Origin of the sequence: Mucilaginibacter lappiensis, assembly GCF_900155965.1 — a bacterium.
Classification (GTDB): Bacteria; Bacteroidota; Bacteroidia; order Sphingobacteriales; family Sphingobacteriaceae; genus Mucilaginibacter; species Mucilaginibacter lappiensis.
Genome location: NZ_FTMG01000004.1, coordinates 239,799 through 263,431, shown reverse-complemented (window position 1 = coordinate 263,431; position 23,633 = coordinate 239,799). Strand labels below are relative to the sequence as shown.

General features: G+C 38.9%; 10 protein-coding genes. All 10 read left to right on the top strand.

Annotated features, from left to right (window positions below; translation table 11 throughout):
* Positions 1 to 41 precede the first annotated feature (41 nt).
* Positions 42 to 2,402, top strand: a complete 2,361-nt coding sequence (locus BW976_RS10655) for an ABC transporter permease (protein WP_076373240.1) — start codon at positions 42 to 44, stop codon at positions 2,400 to 2,402.
* 66 nt (positions 2,403 to 2,468) lie between these two features.
* Complete coding sequence (locus tag BW976_RS10650) at positions 2,469 to 4,844, top strand: ABC transporter permease (RefSeq protein WP_076373238.1); 2,376 nt, start codon at positions 2,469 to 2,471, stop codon at positions 4,842 to 4,844.
* Positions 4,845 to 4,937: 93 nt separating this feature from the next.
* A complete protein-coding gene (locus BW976_RS10645; RefSeq protein ID WP_076373236.1) occupies positions 4,938 to 7,361 on the top strand; it encodes an ABC transporter permease in 2,424 nt (807 codons plus the stop codon).
* Between the two features lie 119 nt (positions 7,362 to 7,480).
* Positions 7,481 to 8,515, top strand: a complete 1,035-nt coding sequence (locus BW976_RS10640; protein ID WP_076373234.1) for a DUF4097 family beta strand repeat-containing protein — start codon at positions 7,481 to 7,483, stop codon at positions 8,513 to 8,515.
* A 236-nt stretch (positions 8,516 to 8,751) separates the two neighbouring features.
* Positions 8,752 to 11,190: an ABC transporter permease gene (locus tag BW976_RS10635; RefSeq protein WP_076373232.1), complete on the top strand. Its 2,439-nt coding sequence runs from the start codon at positions 8,752 to 8,754 to the stop codon at positions 11,188 to 11,190.
* A 60-nt stretch (positions 11,191 to 11,250) separates the two neighbouring features.
* Entirely contained in the window at positions 11,251 to 13,722 is a 2,472-nt protein-coding gene (locus tag BW976_RS10630) for an ABC transporter permease (RefSeq protein WP_076373230.1), read from the top strand.
* 99 nt (positions 13,723 to 13,821) lie between these two features.
* Positions 13,822 to 16,227: an ABC transporter permease gene (locus BW976_RS10625; RefSeq protein WP_076373228.1), complete on the top strand. Its 2,406-nt coding sequence runs from the start codon at positions 13,822 to 13,824 to the stop codon at positions 16,225 to 16,227.
* Between the two features lie 174 nt (positions 16,228 to 16,401).
* Entirely contained in the window at positions 16,402 to 18,819 is a 2,418-nt protein-coding gene (locus BW976_RS10620; RefSeq protein ID WP_076373226.1) for an ABC transporter permease, read from the top strand.
* Positions 18,820 to 18,842: 23 nt separating this feature from the next.
* Complete coding sequence (locus BW976_RS10615; RefSeq protein ID WP_076373224.1) at positions 18,843 to 21,197, top strand: ABC transporter permease; 2,355 nt, start codon at positions 18,843 to 18,845, stop codon at positions 21,195 to 21,197.
* Positions 21,198 to 21,242: 45 nt separating this feature from the next.
* Positions 21,243 to 23,633 carry an ABC transporter permease gene (locus BW976_RS10610; protein WP_076373222.1) on the top strand — a complete coding sequence of 797 codons (2,391 nt, stop codon included), beginning with the start codon at positions 21,243 to 21,245 and terminating at the stop codon, positions 23,631 to 23,633.

The following is a 23,633-nucleotide window of genomic DNA, read 5'->3' as shown; positions in this document are numbered from 1 at the left end:
GTAATTACAATTTCTCCCCTTGGGGAGGTTAGGAGGAGTTTATGATCAAAAACTTTATAAAAATAGCCTGGCGAAATTTATTACGCCACAAATCATTTTCGCTGATAAACATAGCCGGACTGGCTATTGGGATGGCCAGCGCTGCTCTTATTTTATTCTGGATACAGAATGAGGTGAGCTACGACCAGTTCCACAGCAATAAATCACGATTGTACCTGGCTTATAACCGGGCTGTTTTTGATGGTAAGCTATGGTGTTGGCCAACTACACCTAAAGTAATGGCTAAAACTTTAAAGCAGGAATATCCGGGTGTAGAAGAAACTGCACGTACTACATCGGCCAATTTCCTGTTTACTGTTGGCGAAAAACACCTGAACATTCCGGGTAATTTTACCGATCCGGGGTTCCTGACCATGTTTAGTTTTCCATTGATCAAAGGAAATTCTAAAACAGCATTAAATACCATCAGTTCCATAGTTATAACCGAACAACTTTCCAAAAAGCTGTTTGGTAATGATGACGCTATGGGCAAGGTTATTAGGATAGATAGCGTTGATAATTTTACTGTTACCGGGGTGTTAAAGGCATTGCCCAACAATACCCGGTTTGATTTTGAATACCTGGTGCCTTGGAGTTATTTAATAAAAACAGAAAAAGTTGACGAAAAATATTGGGGCAACAATTCGGTACAAACCTGGGTGTTGGCCAAACCCAATGTGTCTGAAGCTACCTTAAATAAACAGGTATTAAATATAACCAAATCACACTCCGACCAGAAGGATGAGGAAGTATTTATGCACCCTGCGAGTAAATGGCGGTTATACTCAAATTTCGAAAATGGTAAAATAATGGGCGGTCGCATCAACACCGTAAAGTTGTTTGGAATAATTGCCATGTTTATTTTACTCATTGCATGCATTAATTTCATGAACCTGAGCACTGCCCGTAGTGAACGACGCGCGCGGGAAGTAGGTATCCGTAAAGTAGTAGGGGCTCAAAGAGGTTCACTCATAAGCCAATTCCTGGGTGAATCTATACTACTGGCCCTTATTGCCGGGATATTAGCCCTCGTTATTGTACAAATCAGCCTTTCTGGTTTTAATCAATTAACCGATAAGCAGTTATTTATACCCTTTGGTAGTGTTGTTTTTTGGTTTGTATGCCTCTTGTTTGTGTTGTTAACCGGCGCTATAGCCGGTAGTTATCCTGCATTTTATTTATCCTCCTTTAAGCCGGTAAGCGTGTTAAAGGGAACGTTTAAGGCAGCAAATGCTTTAGTTACTCCGCGTAAGTTGCTGGTAGTTATACAGTTTACCTTTGCCATAGTACTCATCATTTGTACCATTATTGTTCGCAACCAGATGCAATATGCACAGGATCGCGAGCTGGGTTATAAAAAAGATAACCTGGTTTATACCATGATGATGGGAAACATTGAAAAGAATTATAAAATGATCAGGAGTGAGCTGATCAGCAGCGGGGCAGCAACGTCGGTAACTAAAACGAGCTCGCCCATTACGCAACGGTGGAGTGATAGCTGGGGCTTTGATTGGAAAGGGAAAGATCAAAGCCAGAAAATTGACTTTATTGTTTACAATACAGATGGGGATTTTGTAAGAACAATAGGATTGAAAGTTTTAGCCGGTCGGGATATCGACGTTGCCACTTATCCAACCGACTCAACAGCTATGCTACTGAACGAGGCCGCCGCCAAAGTTATGGGTTTTAAAAACCCAATAGGTCAGATCGTAAAAACTGGCGATAACCATGATTGGCATATTATAGGCCTGATCAAGGATTTTATTATCGAATCGCCTTATGAACCGGTTCGTCCGATGATTGTCCAAGGTCCAAAATCATGGTTTAGTGTAATACATTATAAACTGAACCCGGCTAACAGTACCACCGAGAACCTAAAACGGGCCGAAGATGTATTTAAAAAGTACAACCAGGAATATCCATTTGAATATCATTTCGCCGATGAAGAATATGCGCGGAAGTTTAATGATGAAAAACGGACAGGTACATTAGCAAGCTTGTTTGCGGGCTTAACCATATTTATATCATGCCTTGGCTTGTTTGGTTTGGCGGCTTATATGGCCCAAAATCGTCAAAAAGAGATCAGTGTACGTAAAGTATTAGGTGCATCGGTTTCCCATCTTACTACTTTATTATCTAAGGACTTTTTAATGTTGGTATTGATATCATTTTTGATAGCATCGCCCATAGCCTGGTATGGTATGCACGTTTGGTTGCAAAACTATACCTATCGTATCAATATCCAGGTGTGGGTATTTATAGCAGCCGGTTTGTTAACTATCATCATTGCTTTAGCAACGGTTAGTTTTCAATCTATAAAGGCCGCGCTTACCAACCCGATAAAAAGTTTAAAGAACGAGTAAGGGAGTAGTGAGCAAAAGGATAAATAATTTAAAGTTCGACAATTAGATTTTAGAATTTAAAATATCATGCTTAAAAACTTCATCAAAATAGCCTGGCGAAATCTTTATAAGAATAAAACATTTTCGCTTATACATATCCTCGGGCTCACCATGGGCATTACCGTTTGCCTGATGATATTCCTGTACATTACCAATGAGTTTAGTGTAGACAGTTTCCATAAACAAGGTAAAAATATTTATAGGGTGATGCGGGGCTTCGATCCGGCGAAACCTCGTACGGCTTATCTTTCAGGGCCTTACGCGCCTGCTTTATTGAATGATTATCCGCAGGATATCAAAATGGCAGTACGGGTAAGGCCACAAAACAATTTGGTTTCATTTGGTGAAAAAGCATTTAACGAACAGAAGGTATACGCAACAGACCCAGGCTTTTTTAAATTATTCTCGTTTCCGCTTATCAAGGGAGATGCAACTACAGCATTGGAAAACCCCAATAGTGTAGTACTTACCGAAACTACAGCCAAAAAATATTTTGGCAGCACAGAAAACGCCATGGGCAAGGTAATTCAAATAGATAAAACCCTGCAATTGAAGGTTACCGGCATTGCAAAAGACGTACCTTCAAATTCGCATCTTGACTTTGATATTGTTTTTCCTATAGCTAATTATACCAAAGACGCAGGCTTTAATGTCTGGATCAATAACGGATTGTTTGTTTATCTTTTGCTAAACGAGCATAGTACACAATCGGCGCTCGAAAGTCATTTCACCCAGTTTATGGATAAGTACATGAGCAAGGATATGCAGCGTTTTGGCGCTAAGTTCGATTTGAAACTCACCCCTTTAAAAGGTATTTATTTTGAAGATGCCTCATCATTTGATAATGTAAGACACGGTGATAAAACTGTGGTATTCATATTTATATCTATTGCCGTACTCATCATGCTTATTGCTTGCATCAATTTCATGAACCTATCAACTATACGCGCGGTGGAACGCTCAAAAGAAGTTGGTATGCGCAAAGTAATGGGTGCATTACGTAACCATTTAATTATACAGTTTATTGGAGAATCACTTTTATTGGCACTAATTTCATGCGCTATTTCTGTTGGTTTACTGCTCATGTTAATGCCATGGTATAATCAGTTATTAGGTTATAAACTGTCTGTTGCATGGAATGAGCCGCCTATTTATTTATTCCTGGTAGGGGTGATATTGATAGTCGGTCTTTTAGCAGGCAGTTATCCGGCGTTTTTTCTCTCTGCATTCTCACCAATCGAGGCGTTAAAAGGAAAATTAAGATTGGGCAAAGGGGGGACCTTGCTGAGGCAATCATTAGTGGTGTTACAGTTTAGCATCTCTGTTTTACTCATCATCGGTACCATTGTTATCATGAACCAGATGCATTATATCAAAAGTAAATCATTGGGTTATGATAAAGCACAAACCGTTATTGTAAGCATTGACAATAATGATATTTATGACCATCGGCGCCAGTTTAAAGACGAGCTTCAAAACTCAGGTGTTGTATCATCAGTATCTCTCATGTCAGGTCAGCCGGGAGGCTTTTTTGATACGCATACTTTCACTGCCGAAGGTCAGCATGATGTATTTAGGTCGAGAACTGAGTTTGCCGATTTTGAATATGTAAAAACCCTGGGCTTAAAGATCATAGCCGGTCGGGATTTTTCGACACAATTTGCTACGGATACCACTAATGCCGTGCTGCTTAACCGCACCGCGGCTAAAGAGTTGGGTTACACACCACAACAAGCTTTGGGCAAATGGATAAGGAATAATGGGCGCGACGATAAACCCCGTACCATAGTTGGTGTTGTAGAGGATTTTAACTTTTTATCACTTAAAGAAAATATGGATGCGTTGGTGATTGCACCCAACGATGATCGCAGGGTGGCAGTGATCAAATTAAAACCCGGAAATATACCAGCCGCACTGGCCAGCATTAAAGAAATATATGCCAAAGTAGCGCCGGTTTATCCTTTTGAATATAGCTTCCTGGATCAGCAATTTAATACCACTTATAAAAATGATATCAGGCAACAAGCCATGTTGAGTATATTCTCTGGCTTAGCCATTTTTATTGCCTGCCTGGGGTTATTTGGTTTAGCTTCATTTACGGCAGCCAAACGTACTAAAGAAATAGGTGTGCGCAAGGTGCTTGGATCATCTGTAACCAATATTTTGCTGCTGTTGTCAAAAGATATGTTGAAGCCTGTTTTGCTGGCCACGGTTATTGCTATGCCAATTGGATACTATTGTATGAATAAATGGCTGCAAAATTTTGCTTACCGTACCACATTACACTGGTGGATATTTGTTTTAGCGGCAGTTTTAACCTTTTTGATAGCCCTGTTTACTATCAGCTTTAAGTCTTTAAAAGCTGCTTTGGCAAATCCGGTAAAAAGTTTAAGAAGCGAATAGGGGTAGATGAATTCTGAGTTGTATGTGGTGTAGATGGTGAGTTTTAGAAGCGTGGGGTGAATTTTAGTATAGAGTATTCAAAAATTAAAAATCATGTTAAAAAATTACATCAAAACCGCTCTTCGCGGTCTGCGAAAAAACATAGGCTTCACGGCTATTAATATCCTGGGCCTGTCTGTTGGTTTAGCCACTTGCCTGCTGATTGTTTTTTATGTGATCGACGAACTGAGTTACGATCAGTTCAACAAAAAAGCCGACCGCATAGTACGTGTGAATTTTGAACTGAAATTTGGCGGCAATAATTCCATATATGCCCAAACCATGGCTCCTTTAGCACAGGTTTTAAAAGCTGAATTTCCGGATGTAGAGAATACGGTACGCATGCAAGCAAGAGGAGGGGTGCGCGTAAAAAAAGATAATGAAAACATCCAGGAAAATATGATGATCTATAGCGATCCTGGTTTGTTTGACATTTTTACCCTGCCTATGATTAACGGGAACCCGGCAACGGCCCTGGTAGAGCCCAATAGTGTGGTAATTACAGAGAGCACAGCTAAAAAATATTTTAACAGCACCAATGTAGTAGGTAAAACACTGTTATTTAACGATAAAGACAACTATAAAATTACCGGGGTTATTAAGGATATTCCTAAACAATCGCACTTCAATTATGATTTTTTCCTTTCCATGTCTTCATTTCCCGAAAGCAGGCAAACAACCTGGTTAAGCAATAATTTTAACACCTATGTATTATTAAAACCAGGTGCCGATTATAAAAAATTGAATGCTCAGCTTCCGGCTTTACTACGCAGGCATGTCAATACCGAGTTACAAAGCATGGTACATTTAACCATGGATGAATTTGAGAAAGCAGGTAATTATTTCAGACTGAATTTAACGCCGCTTAGCGATATTCATTTACACTCCGACCGGATAGGTGAGCTGGGGCGGAATGGCAGTATTCAGTATGTATATATACTTTCAGCAATTGCGCTATTTATCCTGCTTATAGCTTGTGTCAATTTTATGAACCTTTCTACAGCACGCTCCTCAAACCGGGCGCGTGAGGTTGGGGTGCGTAAAGTGTTAGGTTCTGCACGTAGCTCATTAGTGGCCCAGTTTTTAACCGAATCTGTTTTAGTAACATTTTTATCTACTCTTATAGCCGTGGTGTTAGCATGGCTTATGCTGCCTTTCTTTAATCAAATGGCTAATAAGGAGTTGGCTATAACTTCACAATCATTTATTTGGTTATTGCCGGTCATCGTCACCATATCGTTAGGTATAGGCTGTTTAGCTGGTTTCTATCCGGCATTTTTCCTATCGGCATTTCAACCTGTTGATGTTCTTAAAGGGAAGCTGGCAACGGGTTTTAAAGGAGGCAGGCTCCGTAGCTTCCTGGTAGTTTTCCAATTCTCCATATCTATTATCCTGATCATTGGCACCTTGGTTATTTATAATCAGCTTAACTATATTCAGCATAAAAACCTGGGGTATGATCGAAATCAGGTGCTCATTGTAAAAAACACGGGTGCGTTGGGTAATCAAGCAAAAATTTTCAAGCAGGAGATTAAACAACTTCCAGGAGTAGTTAACGCCACTATGAGCGGATATTTGCCAACTGCTGATGACCGGAATACCTCTGCCTTGTTCCAGGATCCCACCCTCGACCAAAAGAGAGGTATTTTACCACAAATATGGTCGGTCGATGAGGATTATATCAATACACTGGGTATCAAACTGATCAGCGGTCGCAATTTTTCAGAACAGCTGCTTACCGATTCTTCATCCATGATTATCAATGAAACCGCTGCCCGTTTATTGGGACTTACTTCACCCTTAAATAAGTCGATTTACCGTCCAATGGATAGTTCGGGTAAAAACATCAGGAAATTCAATATCATAGGCGTTATTAAGGACTTTAATTTCAGCTCGTTACGGGATAATATTTCACCTGTTACTTTGTTTCTTGAAGAAGACCGCGGAGCTTTAAGCATACGGGTGCATGCGCAAAATGTATCAACATTGCTGGCGCAGATAGAAAACAAATGGAAATCGCTGGTACCTAATCAACATTTCGTCTACTCCTTTATGGATCAGGACTTTGAAGCTACCTATCGTTCCGAAGAGCGTGTTGGAAAAATATTTGTGGTTTTTACTTCGCTCGCTATAGCCATTGCTTGCTTAGGCCTGTTTGGTTTAGCCGCTTATGCCGCCGAGCAACGTACTAAAGAGATTGGTATACGTAAAGTGTTGGGAGCTGATGTTGCCGTTATTGTAACCATGCTCACCAAAGATTTTATTAAACTGGTATTCATATCTATAATAATCTCATCTCCATTGGCCTGGTTCTTTATGCATAAATGGTTACAGGGTTTTGCTTACCGAGTTAACTTTCAATGGTGGATAGTATTATTGGCCGGTGCAGGAGCTATTTTGATAGCCTTTTTAACCATCAGTTTTCAATCTATCAAATCGGCATTGGCCAACCCGGTAAAAAGTTTAAAGAGCGAATAAGGTTAACAGGTTTTGAATTGTACTAAATTTGAAACCGGTTATTGAATTTGATATATTTTAGACTGGGTGCAACCAAAATCTATAAAAGTTGGTCTTATAGCTGAACTAAACAAAAAACCATGAAAAAATATTTACTGTTGTTATTTGTAGCCGGTCAAAGTTGTGTAGCCTTTGCTCAGCGTAGTGGGCAAACCCCTTATATGACTAAATCATTATCAGGCTCCGCAATCAGATCGGTTGTTGTCAAAACATCGGGTGGTAGCATTGCTGTTACCGGCGGAAGTGGCGAAGAGCCCCGGGTTGAGGTTTATATCAGCGGAACTAATGGTTATCATGATATCTCGAACGATGAAATAAAAAAGCTTTTAGAGAATTATACATTAGATGTATCCGTTAATAATGGCGAAGTACAAGCTATAGCAAAAGCTAAGAGTAAAGGCTTGTTTAACTGGAATAACTCTCTTAATATATCATTTAAAGTATTTGTGCCTAAACAGGTAACTACGGATTTGAATACCAGCGGCGGTAGTATTAATCTGGATAATTTAACCGGTAAACAAGATTTTCAGACCAGTGGAGGAAGCCTGCATATGGACAGATTAACCGGTACCATACATGGCAGAACTTCAGGTGGCAGTGTTCATGTAAGCAATTCTGGTCAGGATATTGATCTGTCAACAAGTGGCGGAAGCATCGCTGCGATTAATTGCATTGGACACATCAGGTTAGAAACATCCGGAGGTTCGTTACAATTAGAAGGATTACAGGGTAATATTGATGCAACAACAAGTGGCGGCAGCATTCATGGTAATAGTATTAATGGCGAGCTGATCACCGGTACCAGCGGTGGCAGTATCAACCTTACTCAATTGTCATGCGCACTCGAGGCCTCAACCAGCGCGGGTAGTTTTCATGCGCAGTTTAACAGCGTGGGTAAGTATGTTAAGATAGATGTAAGTTCCGGTCATATTGATTTGGATCTGCCATCAAAACAAGGTGTTGACTTGGACCTTCGGGGTGAAAAGGTAGAAACCAATTTTACGGGAAATTTTGATGGAACTAAAGAAAAAGATAGAGTAAGGGGCAAACTCAATGGCGGCGGTTCATTGGTGGAAGTAAGAGGGAATGGCCGGGTTAATCTGAATGTTAACTGATTAACTATTAATCATATGAAAAAGCCTGTTGGAAAATTAATCCAACAGGCTTTTTTGTTTTTCTTTACTGTATCATAACCGGACACCTACTGTTACGCCTGCGAACAGTTTAAATATTAAATTCTGCATAATCGCCTCTTTATTAGTAATTTATATAATTGGTACATGTTTTAATCACTTAAGCAGAGGGAGGTTGAGATGAGGACATCAAGTTTTATAATTTAAGATTTACAGGCATGTTAAAGAATTATTTAAGAAGCGCAGTACGCAATATCACACGACATAAATTTATTTCGTTCATCAATATTTTTGGCTTAACCATCGGCTTAACCTGTTGTATGCTTATCCTCATATATATTGTAAATGAACTGAGCTACGATAAATATAATACCAATGCCAGGGATGTTTACCGGGTAACCAGGAGCTTTAACACCGTAGATGGTGTTCAAACGCTTTTCCTGGGGTCAATAGCACCACCATTCGCCCCGTTATTAAAAAATGAATTTCCCGACATCAAGAAAATAACCCGGTTACGGGGGAACGGTGTCATTTCCATGCGTTATAAGGATAAATTACTTAATGAAAATGGATCTTACTTTGCTGATGAAAATTTTGTTGATGTTTTCACCGTAAAAACCATTGAGGGTGATCATAAAACCGCTCTTTCTGATCCTTTCACGGTAATGATGACCGAAGACATGGCCCGTAAATATTTTGGCAACGAGGACCCTATGAATAAGGAGATCAGACTGGGTAACCGGTTTAACTTTAAGGTAACTGGTATTTATAAGCCTTTCCCGGCTAATGCGCACCTTCACCCGGAAATGCTTTTATCGTTCATTACTTTAAAGGATAGTACGTTGTATGGCGATAAACAACTACATACCAATTGGGGCAACAATGATTTTTATACGTATATGCTTTTACCACCCAATTACAATGTAGAGCATATGGAATCATTATTTCCGGCCTTTTTAGATAAATATGTTCATTTCCCCGGACAACCAGGAAATTTTCGGGAGTCACAAAACAGTAAGTTGCATATTCAAAAGTTATTGGATATACATCTGCATTCGCACCTGGATTCTGAAATAGAAGCCAATGGCGATATTAAGCGGGTTTATATATTTTCGGCAATAGCCTTATTTATCCTGCTGATAGCCTGTATCAATTATATGAACCTGTCGACCGCGCGTTCGGCATTAAGGGCGCGAGAGATCGGTATCCGTAAAGTTATAGGGGCCCAGCGGAAAGAAATAATTACGCAGTTTTTAAGTGAGTCGGTATTGATCACTTTCTTTTCATTGATATTAGCATTAGTACTTACCTGGTTATTAATACCGTTTATTAATGGATTATCAAACCTGGGATTGAACTTCAGCAGTTTGTATCAGCCAGGTTTATTACTGACCATATTAATATTGCCATTCTTTATAGGTATCCTAAGTGGAATTTATCCTGCCCTGTTCATGTCGTCATTTAAACCTGTTAAAGTATTGAAAGGGATATTAAAAATAGGTACAGGTAGTATATCATTTCGTAAGGTTTTAGTGGTGGTGCAGTTTTCTGTTTCTATCGTGCTTATAGTTGCTACTACTATTGTATTTCAACAATTGAGTTATATCCAACAAAAGTCGCTGGGCTTTGATAAGGAGCATGTTATCACAATGAGTAACCCATTCAGCAATAGCCAATTCGAAACGTTTAAAAATGAAGTAACTAAAAATGCGGGTGTTAAAGAGATGGGCCGTTCATCACGCATTCCGTCTGGCAGATTATTGGATGATCGGGATATATCAGTTTTTGAAGGGAGTAAATCACAACCGGTTAAGGCAGATGTCAAATATGTAAATACAGATTATGGCTTTATTCCTACTTTTGGTATGAAGATGGCTGCTGGGCGCAATTTTTCGCGTGATTTTGGTACCGATAGCAATAACTATGTTATCAACACTGCTGCTGCAAAAGTTCTTGGCTGGAAAACCTCTGAAAATGCCGTAGGAAAAGATCTAGCATATGGCGGAGTAAGGGGTAAAGTGATTGGGGTAGTTAGCGATTTTCATTTTGAGTCGATGCATCAAAGTATAATTCCTTTGTTATTCCGTATGCCAGGCCACAATAATTCAGGCGGCGAAAATTATGACAGATTATCCATAAAAATTGCAGGCAATAATATAAACTCATCTATAAATACAATTCAGCAAGCCTGGCAGAAATTACAGCCAGAAACGCCATTTGAATATACGTTTCTGGACGAAAGGTTTCAAAAGCTATATGACAGCGAACAGCAACAAGGCCACTTGTTCACCATATTTTCTTTCATTGCCATATTTATAGCATGTCTCGGACTTTTTGGTCTTTCGGCGTTTACCATTAGCCAGCGCATTAAAGAGATAGGGGTACGTAAGGTGCTTGGAGCAAGTATCCCTCAGATTGTAACAGAACTATCTAAAGACTTTTTAAAACTGGTACTCATAGCTTCGGTGATTGCTTTACCAATCGCCTGGTATACCATGAGTAAATGGCTGCTCGATTTTGCTTTCCGTATCAGTATACAATGGTGGGTATTTGTAATGGCCGGTGTTATTGCGATAGTAATCGCTTTTGTAACTATTAGTTTTCAATCTATCAAAGCAGCTACAGCCAACCCGGTAAAGAGTTTACGCAGCGAATAAGAAGCTAAATACAGAAAGCTTAAGGCTGTTTAGAAATTAGATTTTTAAATATATATCATTATGATCAAAAATTATTTTAAGATTGCCTTGCGCAACTTTAGTAAGCATAAACTGTTTACGCTGATCAATATCATCGGGTTATCCATTGGTATAAGTTCGGCATTGGTCATTTATTTGATCGTACATTTTGATTTCACCTTTAATCAATCTTTTACAGATGGGGACAGGATATATCGTATAGTTTCTAATTACACATTTTCTGGCCAGGAGGCCCATAACAGGGGCGTTACCGGAGCTTTGCCCGAAGCAATGAAATCTGTAAGTGGAGTAGCTATTTCGGCACCTTTTTTCACCCTCAATCAACCCAATGTACTTATTCCCTCAAAATCGGGTGTCCCGGTTAAATTTAAGATTCAGGACAATGTAGTTCTTGCTGATAGCCATTATTTTAACTTGTTTAATTATAGTTGGAGAGCTGGTTCTGCTAAAACCGCATTAAATGAGCCTAACCAGGTTGTATTGACTACAGATCAAGCTAAAAAATACTTTCCCTCACTTTCTTATAATCAAATGTTGGGACGTACGGTTACTTATGATACTTTAACCACAACAGTTAGTGGTATTGTAGAACCCTTAAAAGGCAATAACGATTTTACTTTTCATGATTTTATATCTCATGCTTCCATAAATTCCAATAAGGCCCTTCTGAATGAAATAAGACCAAAAAACTGGGGAGGGACAACATCTGCTTCTCAACTTTTTATCAAGTTATCACCTAACATTACTGTTGCCCACATCGAAAAACAATTAAATGAGTTGTTAAAGAAAAACAATCCACCCAAACCATCAGATAAAGGCAATACCCGAAATTTCACACTACAGCCACTAAGCGATTTACACTTTAACGGAATATACGGAACTTTTGATACCGGTGCCAGTCGTAGTGCGAACAAAACTACATTGTATGGTTTACTGGTGATTGCCTTGTTCCTGTTGTTATTAGGCTGCATCAACTTTGTCAATTTAACCACCGCTCAGGCTACACAAAGAGCTAAAGAAATAGGTATCCGTAAAACAATGGGTAGTAGTCGCGTACAACTTATTATCCAGTTTTTAAGTGAAACATTTTTAATAACCTTAATTGCTGTAATTGTTTCCGTAGCTATGGCTCCTGTTATACTAAAGTTGTTTGCTGATTTTATTCCGGAAGGTATTAAGGTAGATATATTAGGACATCCGGATTTGATAATTTTTCTATTCTTATTAACAATTATGGTGAGCCTTTTATCTGGGTTTTATCCGGCTGTCTTATTATCAGGATATAAACCTGCATTGGTACTTAAAAATCAAACAGCTGCTAATAGTAATAAAACACGTAATGCGATGTTGCGTAAATCATTAACAGTTTTACAGTTTGTTATAGCCCAGTTTTTCATCATGGCGACGATACTGGTCAGCAAACAAATATATTACGCACTACATAAGGATCTGGGTTTTAAAAAAGATGCTATTATAGTAATTAACTCCCCCTGGAAAAACCGTACAGCTAGTCGTAACCAGGTATTTATGAACAAACTAAAAGCGATACCTCAGATTGAGATGATAGCCGTGGGTAAGGATGCCCCATCTTCTAGTTCAAGTAATTCAACAGAAGCTACTTATAAAGACGGGAAAAAGGATATCAAAATAAATCTGGAAGAAAAATATGGCGACGAAAATTACATTAATGTATATAAGATCAAACTACTTGCTGGCCGTAATCTACGATTAGCGGATACCTCCCGAGGTTTCTTAATTAATACTACTTGTGCAAAAATATTTGGATTTAAAAATCCTAAAGATGCAGTAGGTAAACTAATAGATAATTTCAATGGCGATACCAAAATGGAAATCATTGGAGTGGTTGCAGATTTTTATCATGAATCCCTGCATTCGCCGATTAGGCCTTTGGCTATTTTAACCAGTAAAGAGCGTTATAATAACGGCACATTTCATATCGCATTAAAACCACAATCGGCTGGTGGTAATGATTGGAAAAAAGCAATTTCGGCAATGGAATCGGCATGGAAAGAGATTTATCCTGAAGATGATTTTGAATATCATTTTTTTGATGAAAATATTGCCAAATTCTATGATGCGGAGCAACACACGTCAACTTTATTGACCTGGGCCACCGGATTGTCGGTATTCATCAGTTGCCTCGGTTTGCTTGGTTTAGCCATGTACACCACTAATTTGCGTACCAAAGAAATAGGGGTACGTAAAGTTCTGGGTGCCTCGGTAACTCAAATTGTTACTCTGCTATCAACTGAGCTGATCATACTTATTGTACTGGCTTTTGCTTTGGTTACGCCCCTGGCCTGGTATGCCATGCATAAATGGATGGAAAGCTTTGCCGATCGCACAACCATCAGTTGGTGGATATTTGTATTGAGCGGCGCCGGTATGCTGCTGGCTGCTTTGTGCACTTTGAGCTTCCAAACGGTTAAGGCAGCAATTACCAACCCGGTTAAAAGTTTGAGGAGCGAATAATGTGGCTTGAGTAGTTACGGACTAGGGCTGTTTTAAACTTTAACACTATTTAACTACTTAGTTAAGGCATTTTAGTTATCATCGTATAAACAATTTGGTATGATACGTAATTACTTTAAAATTGCCTGGCGTAACCTTCAGAAACATAAGTTTTATACCCTGATCAATATATTCGGCTTATCATTAGGGATAGGTTGTAGCCTTATTTTATTTCAGTTTATAACGTACCACCTGAGTTTTGATACTTATCATCACGATGCCAAACAGCTTTATAAGGTAGTTACAGAATTACATTTAGACGATGGCAGTGTTTTGTTTGAACAAGGTTCGCCTTTAGCTATGCTCAAGGCGAAGACAAACATCGCTCAAATTAAAGAGGCTGCTGCGGTTTTACGGATTCACAATACAACAGTCGCCCTAACCCAGCCGGGAAATACAATTGTCAAATTATTTGCCGAACATGAAAATGTGGCCATAACGGATAATCACTTTTTTGACCTATTTGATTATGAATGGGAACAGGGTAATAAAAATATAGCACTGAGTGAACCCAATACCGTTGTATTAAGTCATACCCTGGCTCAGAAATATTTTAACAATCAAGATGTCATCGGCAGGGTTATTAGGATCGATAATAAAAATAATTTTAAAGTAACCGGTGTAATAAAAGACCATCCGGCGAATACGGATATAAAAGCCGATATGTTTTTGTCGCTATCGACTTTGAAAAACATTTATCCGGATGTTGCCGAACCTTTACAGAATGATTGGGGATGGGTTAATACTACCACGGCCATGTATTTTCTATTACCTGATCATGTTTCGCCCAAAAGTGTGGAAACCATGATCAGAAAAATGACTGTGAATGACTTGGGCGACAGAGCCAAAGCTTTTCATTTTAAATTGCAGCCCTTAAGCGAGGTTCATTTTGATGGCCGTTACAGTGGAGTTATTGAACGGTCATTATTGGTTACACTTGCGCTGATAGGTTTGTTATTAATTGTAATTGCCTGCGTTAACTTTATAAATATGGCTACTGCCCAAAGTTTTAAACGGGCAAAAGAAATAGGCACACGCAAAGTTTTAGGTAGTACCCCATCGGCTATATTTTTCCAGTTTATGGCCGAAACTGCCAGTATTACCTTCTTTGGGGCCTTATTATCAGTGCTCTGGGTATGGGTAACATTGCCTGTAATTAATAACTGGTTAGCAACCTGTTTAACACTTAACCTTATTAATGACTTTAAGCTGGCTGTATTTGTGCTTGTGTTGTTGGTGTTTATTATCATGGCTGCTGGTTTTTATCCGGCTATGTTGTTAAGCCGTTTTAAACCGGTAAATGCCCTTAAAAACCAGCTTGGTCAAAATGCCAAATCAGCCGGGTTAGCACGTAAAGGTTTGATCGTGGTTCAAAATGTTATTGCACAGGTATTGATCATTAGTACCATACTGATCACTTTGCAGGTAAGATATTTAAAAACTGCAGATATTGGATTTAACAAAAGCGCGGTATTGATGTTGCCTGTTCCTGATAACGCCAAAAGTAAGACTGATTTTTTGCGTAACAGGTTATTAGCTTACCCAGGCATAAATAATGTAACGTTTTGCTATCAGGCACCTGCATCAACTGCCGATAAGGGCGGAAGTATAAAATATGATAGCCGGCCTTGGGAAAAGTTTGTAGGCAGAACAATTATGGGAGATGCAGGGTATGTGGAAACATTTGGATTACGATTAGTTGCCGGGCGAAATCTGGCGGAAGGTGATACCGCTAAAGAATACCTGGTAAATGAAAAACTTATTCAAAAATTAGGTATTAAGGATCTGCAACAAATTATCGGACATCGGTTGGCGGCTGGCGATCTTTCTGATAATCCAGGTATCATTGTTGGAGTGGTTAAGGATTTCAATTCTAAATCTTTGTACACGGCTGTTGAACCCGAATATATTACCACGTTCAGAAGTTCTTATCAAAACATAGGGGTTAAAATCAGCTCAAATGATCCGTCGGCAATTTTAGCCCATATAAAAAAAGAATGGCAGGCAGTTTACCCTGACAATGTTTTTGAATATCATTTTCTGGATGAACAGATAACAGATTTTTATAAAAAGGAAGACCTGCTCAATAAACTAATCAAATCGAGTGCGGCCATAGCCATTTTTATAAGCTGTTTAGGACTTTTGGGACTTATCTCTCTTTTAACCTTGCAACGTACCAAAGAGATAGGTATCCGTAAGGTTCTTGGCGCATCAGTTACACATGTCACAGCTTTACTTTCGGTTGATTTTTTGAAATTGGTATTTATTGCGGTGGTCATAGCTTCACCAGTAGCATGGCTCATGATGAGCAAATACCTGGAGAACTTTGCCTATCGCATTGATATGCAATGGTGGGTATTTGTAGTTACTGCCATACTTACCTTATTTATAGCATTTATCACAGTAAGTTTCCAATCCATAAAAGCAGCTATAGCAAATCCGATAAATAGTTTACGGGATGAGTAGGATATATTGAAAAGTGTTATGATAACTTACCTAAGTAACACTGTATCATAACCGTACACGTGTTGTTACACTTACGTACACTTTGTTCTTAAATCAATATTTAACTTACTAACAATCAGATATTTAGTATTTTGGTATATGTTTTAATCATTAATATAGATTAAACTACAAAAAATGCTGAAAAACTATTTTAAAATAGCCTGGAGAAACATAATTCGTCATAAAGGGTACTCGGCTATTAATATAGCGGGGTTAACTTTAGGCGTTTCTGCCTGTTTGCTGATATTCATTATCATCCGCTATGAGATGAGTTTTGATACGAGCCAACCCAATTTTAAAAACATTTACCATATTGTAATTAAACAAATTCACGAAGATGGATTTAGATACACTCCGGGATTGCCCGCTCCAGCCACAGATGCTTTACGGGTTGATTTTCCGCAGGCAAAGGTAGCTGCATTAAACACCAGCTATGGTAGCCAGATTACTGTACCAGATATAAGCTCAGGTAAACGTAGTGGAGATAAAAAATTCACAGAAAGCATTGGGGTAACGTTTATCGAGCCTCAGTTTTTTGATATTTTCAGTTTTAAATGGATTGCCGGCGCCCCCTCTGTTTTAACCGAACCCAATACGGTAGTTATCAGCAAAAGTACGGCTGTTAAATATTTTGGCAATTGGACTAACATCATAGGTAAAACCCTGAAATTGGACAATCTGATTGACCTTAAAATAGCAGGTGTTACCGAAGATCAACCGGATAATACAGATTTCCCATTTAAAATAATGGTGTCTTACATCACCTGGAAACAATATCCAAAAGATTATGGCTATGATAATGACTGGGGTTCTATCAGCAGTAACCACCAGGTATTTATGTTATTTCCTAATACCTCCCTAAATAACATAGACAACCAGCTCATATCTTTTACCAAAAAGCATTATGAAACTGGTACCAAACACAAGCTTATTTTCGCACAACCATTATCGATGTTACATTTTGATACGCGTTTTGGTAATACTACTGGCGATCATATCATGAGTATAGCCACCTTACGTACATTATCATTTATTGCAGTATTGATTATCATTATGGCCTCCATTAACTTTATAAATCTATCTACTGCACAATCAGTAGGTCGATCAAAAGAAGTAGGTATCCGTAAGGTATTGGGAAGCACCAGGAAACAACTAATTATACAAATTATAGGAGAAACCACTTTAATTGTAATTGGATCGGTCTTGTTGGCGCTCATTGTAGCAAAACTGGCTATGCCTTATCTAAAGCATATAGCCAGCGTACCTGAGAGTGTTGGATTGTTTACCATCGATAACATTGTATTTTCGGTAATAGTAATGATTGGTGTGATCCTGCTGTCAGGTATATACCCGGCTTTAATCGTATCAGGCTTTAAACCGGTGTTGGCTTTGAAAAACAAGATCACTGCGGCATCCATCGGTGGTATTCCTTTACGCAGGGCCCTGGTAGTAGGGCAGTTTGCCATTTCTCAATTGCTTATTATAGGCACCATTGTAGCGGTAAGCCAGATGGATTTTGTAAACAAAGCCGATCTTGGTTTTAATAAAAACGCTGTATTGGTTATACCAGGCTATACAGATAGTCTGAGCCTACGCAGGATGGATTCCTTTAAACAACAGTTATTGCAAAATGCACAAGTACAATCGGTAAGTTTTTCATCAGATGCTCCATCATCTGAAAATAATTCGGCCACTAATTTTTATTTTAATCATTCCATTAAAGACCCAGGCTTTAGCACATTTTTAAAATATGGCGATGCCGACTATTTCAAAACTTATGAATTACGTTTTGCTGCGGGTAAGGAATATGACGTAAGTGATACCGCAAGGCAGGTAGTAGTTAATGAAACCTTTATTCACAAGCTTGGTATTCAAAACGCCATGGAAGCTATAGGTAAAACTGTACGCTTAGGAAAAGGGCCTCTTTTGCCCATTAGCGGTGTGGTTAAAGATTTTAAAACTAATTCTCTTCGCGAAACCGTAAAACCTATTGTTATATCGGCCCAGAAAACTTATGAATCGCAGGTAGCCATTAAGATCAAAACAACAAATCTGAATAGAACAGTTGCGCAATTACAAAAAACGTGGGAGACAACTTATCCCGAATACGCATATAACGGATATTTCCTGGATCAAAATATTGCTGACTTTTATAAGCAGGAAAATCAGATGGCGCTGGTTTACAAAATATTTGCCGGTATAGCCATTTTTATATCTTGTCTGGGTTTATATGGCCTGGTATCATTTATGGCGGTACAGCGTACCAAAGAGGTTGGTATCCGTAAAGTATTGGGGGCATCGGTAAGCAGTATTATTTATTTGTTTTCCAAGGAATTTATGGTGCTGATAGCCATTTCATTTGTTATTGCTATGCCAACAGCCTGGTACCTGATGACCGGCTGGTTGCAAAACTTTGCTTACCGGATATCATTAAGTGTCTGGGTATTTGCACTGGCTATTATATCTTCGGTTCTTATCGCATGGATCACCGTAGGATACAAGGCATTAAAGGCGGCGTTGGTAAATCCTGTTAAAAGTTTAAGGAACGAATAATCATAAAACTTAAAACTATTACAATGATAGGTAACTATTTTAAAACCACCCTTCGTAGCCTGCTCAAAAACCGCGCTTACAGCTTTTTAAATATTGCCGGTTTAGCTACAGGTATAGCCTGCGCTTCGCTCATATTTTTATGGGTACAAGACGAATTGACCTTCAATCATAATTTTGAGAAGCGGGATAACCTGTATACCATTTATGAAAACCAAACATACGAAGGTAAAATGTCCACCTTTCATGCAACACCAGGCCCGATGGCCAAAGCAATCAAAGCCGAAATACCCGAGATAAAGAATATTGCCCGTACAGGTGGCACCAATAATTTATTGTTTTCATTGGGCGAAAAGACGATTAATGAAGAGGGGAGCTACGCGGATCCCGAAATATTTTCAATGCTGAAAATGCCATTTGTTCATGGAGATATCACCAACGCATTTACTGAATTACATTCGGTTGTTATTAATGCTACCATGGCCAGAAAGTTTTTTGGTGATTCAGATCCGGTAGGCAAAACGTTAAAAATAAATAACGAACAAGACTATACAGTAACCGGGGTTTTTACTGATCTGCCTAAGAATTCAACATTTAAGTTTCAGTGGCTGGCTCCATTAGCCAATATTGACCACAAAATGCCCTGGATGATGGAATGGAGTGCCAATTGGACACTTACCTATGTTGAATTGGTATCATCAGCTAATGTTAACGGGGTTAATAAAAAATTACAACATTATTTAGCCAGCAAAAATAACGGCACCAAAACAGAATGCTTTCTTTTTGGCATGAACGACTGGAACCTGCATGATAATTTTGTTAATGGAAAAATGGACGGCGGGCGCATTGAGTATGTACGTTTATTCTCCATCATCGCTTTTATAATTCTTATTATAGCCTGCATTAACTTCATGAACCTTTCAACCGCCCGGTCAGAGAAACGGGCCAAGGAGGTTGGTGTACGTAAAGTGATGGGTGCGGGTAAAGGCAAGTTGATAGCTCAATTTATTGGTGAGGCCATTGTGATGTCTTTTATAGCAGTATTTATAGCTATTGGGTTTATGTATATTATACTGCCATCATTTAATAATCTGGTTCAAAAAGAGTTGTCTATTAATATTTCTGAGCCACTTCATCTTACTTATTTAGTATCTATTGGCGTTGTTACTGGTCTACTGGCAGGCAGTTACCCTGCGTTTTATCTTTCATCGTTTAACCCTATCGCGGTACTAAAGAGTATGAAATTACCAACTGGTGCAGGTTTTATCAGAGAAGGATTGGTGGTTATTCAGTTTTCTATTTCTATCATACTCATTGTTGGTACCATCATTATTTACCAGCAAATACAGCACGTAAAAAACAGGGACTTGGGTTACAATAAGAATGACCTGATTTATGTAAGCACACAAGGTAAACTTTCAGCACATTTTGAAAGCATTTATCAGCAACTTAAACAAAGTGGTGTGGTTGAGGATGCCTCATTAAGCGATTTTCCGGTCTTGCAGATATGGAAAAATACCGATAATTACTCATGGGAGGGGAAACAGCCAGCACAAAATCCGCTGATTTCCTTTGAAAATGTAAGTTCTCAATTTGTACGGACTATGGGGATGAAACTGGCATCCGGCAGAGATTTTTATCCTAATTCATCTTTGGATAGCAATAGCGTGATTATTAATGAGGCGCTTGCCAAACAAATGGGCAAACAAGGGCATGTAGGAGCAATTATCAGAAATGTTGGTAACAAAAGCTATGAGATAGCTGGTATAGTTAAAGATTTCCTTTACAACGATATGTACGCAGTAAGCGCTCCGCTTGTACTATATAACAATCCAACCGGAACAGATGTGTTAAGTATTCATATCAAAAGAAATGTGAATTTGCAGGATGCACTGGTAAAAATTGGCGCTATCGTTAAAGCCAATAATCCTGGTTATCCTTTTGAATATAAATTCATGGATGATGATTTTGACCAAATATTTAAAACGGAAGCTTTAACAGGTAAACTGGCAGGCGTATTTGCGTCACTGGCTATCCTTATCTCGTGCCTTGGTTTATTTGGATTGGCGGCATACACAGCTGAGCGGCGGATCAAAGAAATTGGCATCAGAAAAGTACTTGGGGCTTCTGTTGCCGGTTTAACAGGTCTGCTGTCAAAAGATTTCTTAAAACTTGTAGGAATTTCCTGCCTTATCGCTTTCCCGGTTGCCTGGTGGGCGTTGAACAACTGGTTACAGAATTATCAATACCGGATAACTATAAACTGGATGGTTTTTGCGGCTGCCGGCATACTGGCCATGTTGATAGCGCTGGCAACAGTCAGTTTTCAGGCTGTAAAAGCTGCTTTATCTAATCCAGTGAACAGTTTAAGGAACGAATAAACGGATTTCGAATGTTCAATTTCGGATTTAAAGTTTTAAAATATCATGATCAAGAACTATTTGAAAATTGCATGGCGTAATATCGTCAACAATAAAGTTTACAGCGCCATTAACATATTGGGATTAGCAGCCGGTATGGCTGTTGCGCTCATCATTGGGTTGTGGGTAGTGAATGAATACTCGTTTGATAAATTTTTGCCCAATTATAAACAGTTATACCAGGTTGAATTAAACTTTACTACTCAGCACGATGGCGAACATACGCAAACCGCTATGGCTATTCCATTGGTTGATGTTATGCGAAAAGAGATACCCGGAATAAAGTACGCTGCCGAAACAGACTGGGTAGGATGGCAGTGGCATTCATTAGTGGTTGGTGATAAAAAGCTTTATTTAAACGGGGGTGCAGCGGCTCCTGATTTTTTAAAGATATTTCAATATCCTTTTGTTAAAGGTAGTGCTAAAGATGCTTTAACCGATCCTTATTCTATTGTTTTAAATGAGTCGACCGCTAAAGCCTTATTCGGTAATGCCGATCCGATAAATAAATTCATCCGTATTGATAATCAGCAGAACTTAAAAGTAACAGGTGTAATAAAGGATATTCCTAAAAACGCTACCAAACAGTTCACTTTTCTAACTCCATTTAGCTTTAAAGAACAAACAGAAAGCTGGATGAAAAGCGCCCGTACCACATGGACAAATAATTCATTCAATGCTTTCGTAGAGTTACAGCCAGGTGTAACTGTTGAACAAATTGCGCCTAAAATTAAGAATCTGGTATATGAACATAGTCCGCAAATGAGACCGGGAAAACCAGAAGTGATTTTACATCCTTTAAAAGATTGGCATCTTTATTCTGATTTTAAAAATGGCAAGGCGGTTGGCGGTTTTATTGATTACGTTCGGATGTTTAGCATCATTGGTATATTGGTATTACTTATTGCCTGCATCAATTTCATGAACCTTTCAACCGCTCGTTCTGAACGCAGAGCCAGAGAGGTTGGGGTACGAAAAGCGATCGGCTCTCAGCGCAGTGACCTGATCACTCAGTTCTTGGCCGAATCTATGCTAATTACTTTTATCGCCTTTTTATTTTCGATATTATTTGTACAGCTTGCTTTGCCATATTTCAATTCGCTGGTTGACAGCGCCATCAGTATACCATACACCAATTCAATATTTTGGGGCATCATGTTAATTTATGTGCTGCTAACTGGTTTATTGGCTGGGAGTCGGCCCGCATTTTACCTATCATCATTTAACCCGGTGAAGGTTTTAAAAGGCTCCATTAAAGAAGGTAAATCGGCATCTTTACCTCGTAAAATATTGGTAGTAACACAGTTTAGTTGTTCTATTGCTTTAATCATTAGTACAATCATTGTATACCAACAGATACAACATGCCAAAGACAGGCCAACGGGTTATAATGCAGCCAGGTTAATGATGACCGATATGAGCGGGGATCTGAATACGAAATATGATGCTTTAAAAAACGATTTGCTAGCTAGTGGGTATATAGAAAGCGTTGCTGCGGCTTCCAGCCCGGTTACCAATATATACAGCCATATGTCTCTTGATAAATGGCCGGGCAAAAGCGCCAGTGATGAAGCGGTGAACATTGCTGCCGTTTTTGTATCTGACGATTATTTTAAAACCCTGGGAATGACACTTAAAGAAGGCCGTGATTTTACCCACAGCTGGACAGCCGACTCCACCAGTGTTATACTTAATGAAGCCGCCGTAAAAAGAATTGGTTTGAAAAATCCAATAAATCAGCTAGTAACCTGGAATGGTAACACTGTACCTGTGCGCGTTATTGGAGTAGTAAAAGATGCCCTGATGGACTCGCCGTTTACACCGGTTGAACCAGCTATTTTTAGTCATGGTCACGTGGCCAATAATATTATGTACCGTTTATTGCCTAATGCCAATACGCAGGATGCAATAAAAAACCTTACTAAAATATTTGACTCCTATAACCCAGCCTATCCGTACATATACCAGTTTGTTGATGAAGAATATAATCATAAATTTAATCTGGAAATATTGGTTGGTAAACTGGCAGGAATATTTGCGGGCCTCGCCATTTTAATATCATGCCTTGGTTTATTTGGATTAGCCGCATACGTTGCCGAACAACGAACAAAGGAAATAGGCATACGTAAGGTATTGGGCGCATCAGTAAGCCAGGTATGGTTGTTGCTGTCAAAAGACTTTATTTTATTGGTAGGCATAAGCTGTATTATCGCATCGCCGGTAGCATTTTATTTTCCACAACACTGGTTGCAAAAATATGATTATCGTATAACTATTGGCCCGGTTGTATTCGTATTATCGGCAATAGCAGCTATTGTAATTACATTAATAACTATCAGTTTCCAGGCCATAAAAGCGGCATTAACAAATCCGGTAAAAAGTTTGCGTAGCGAGTAA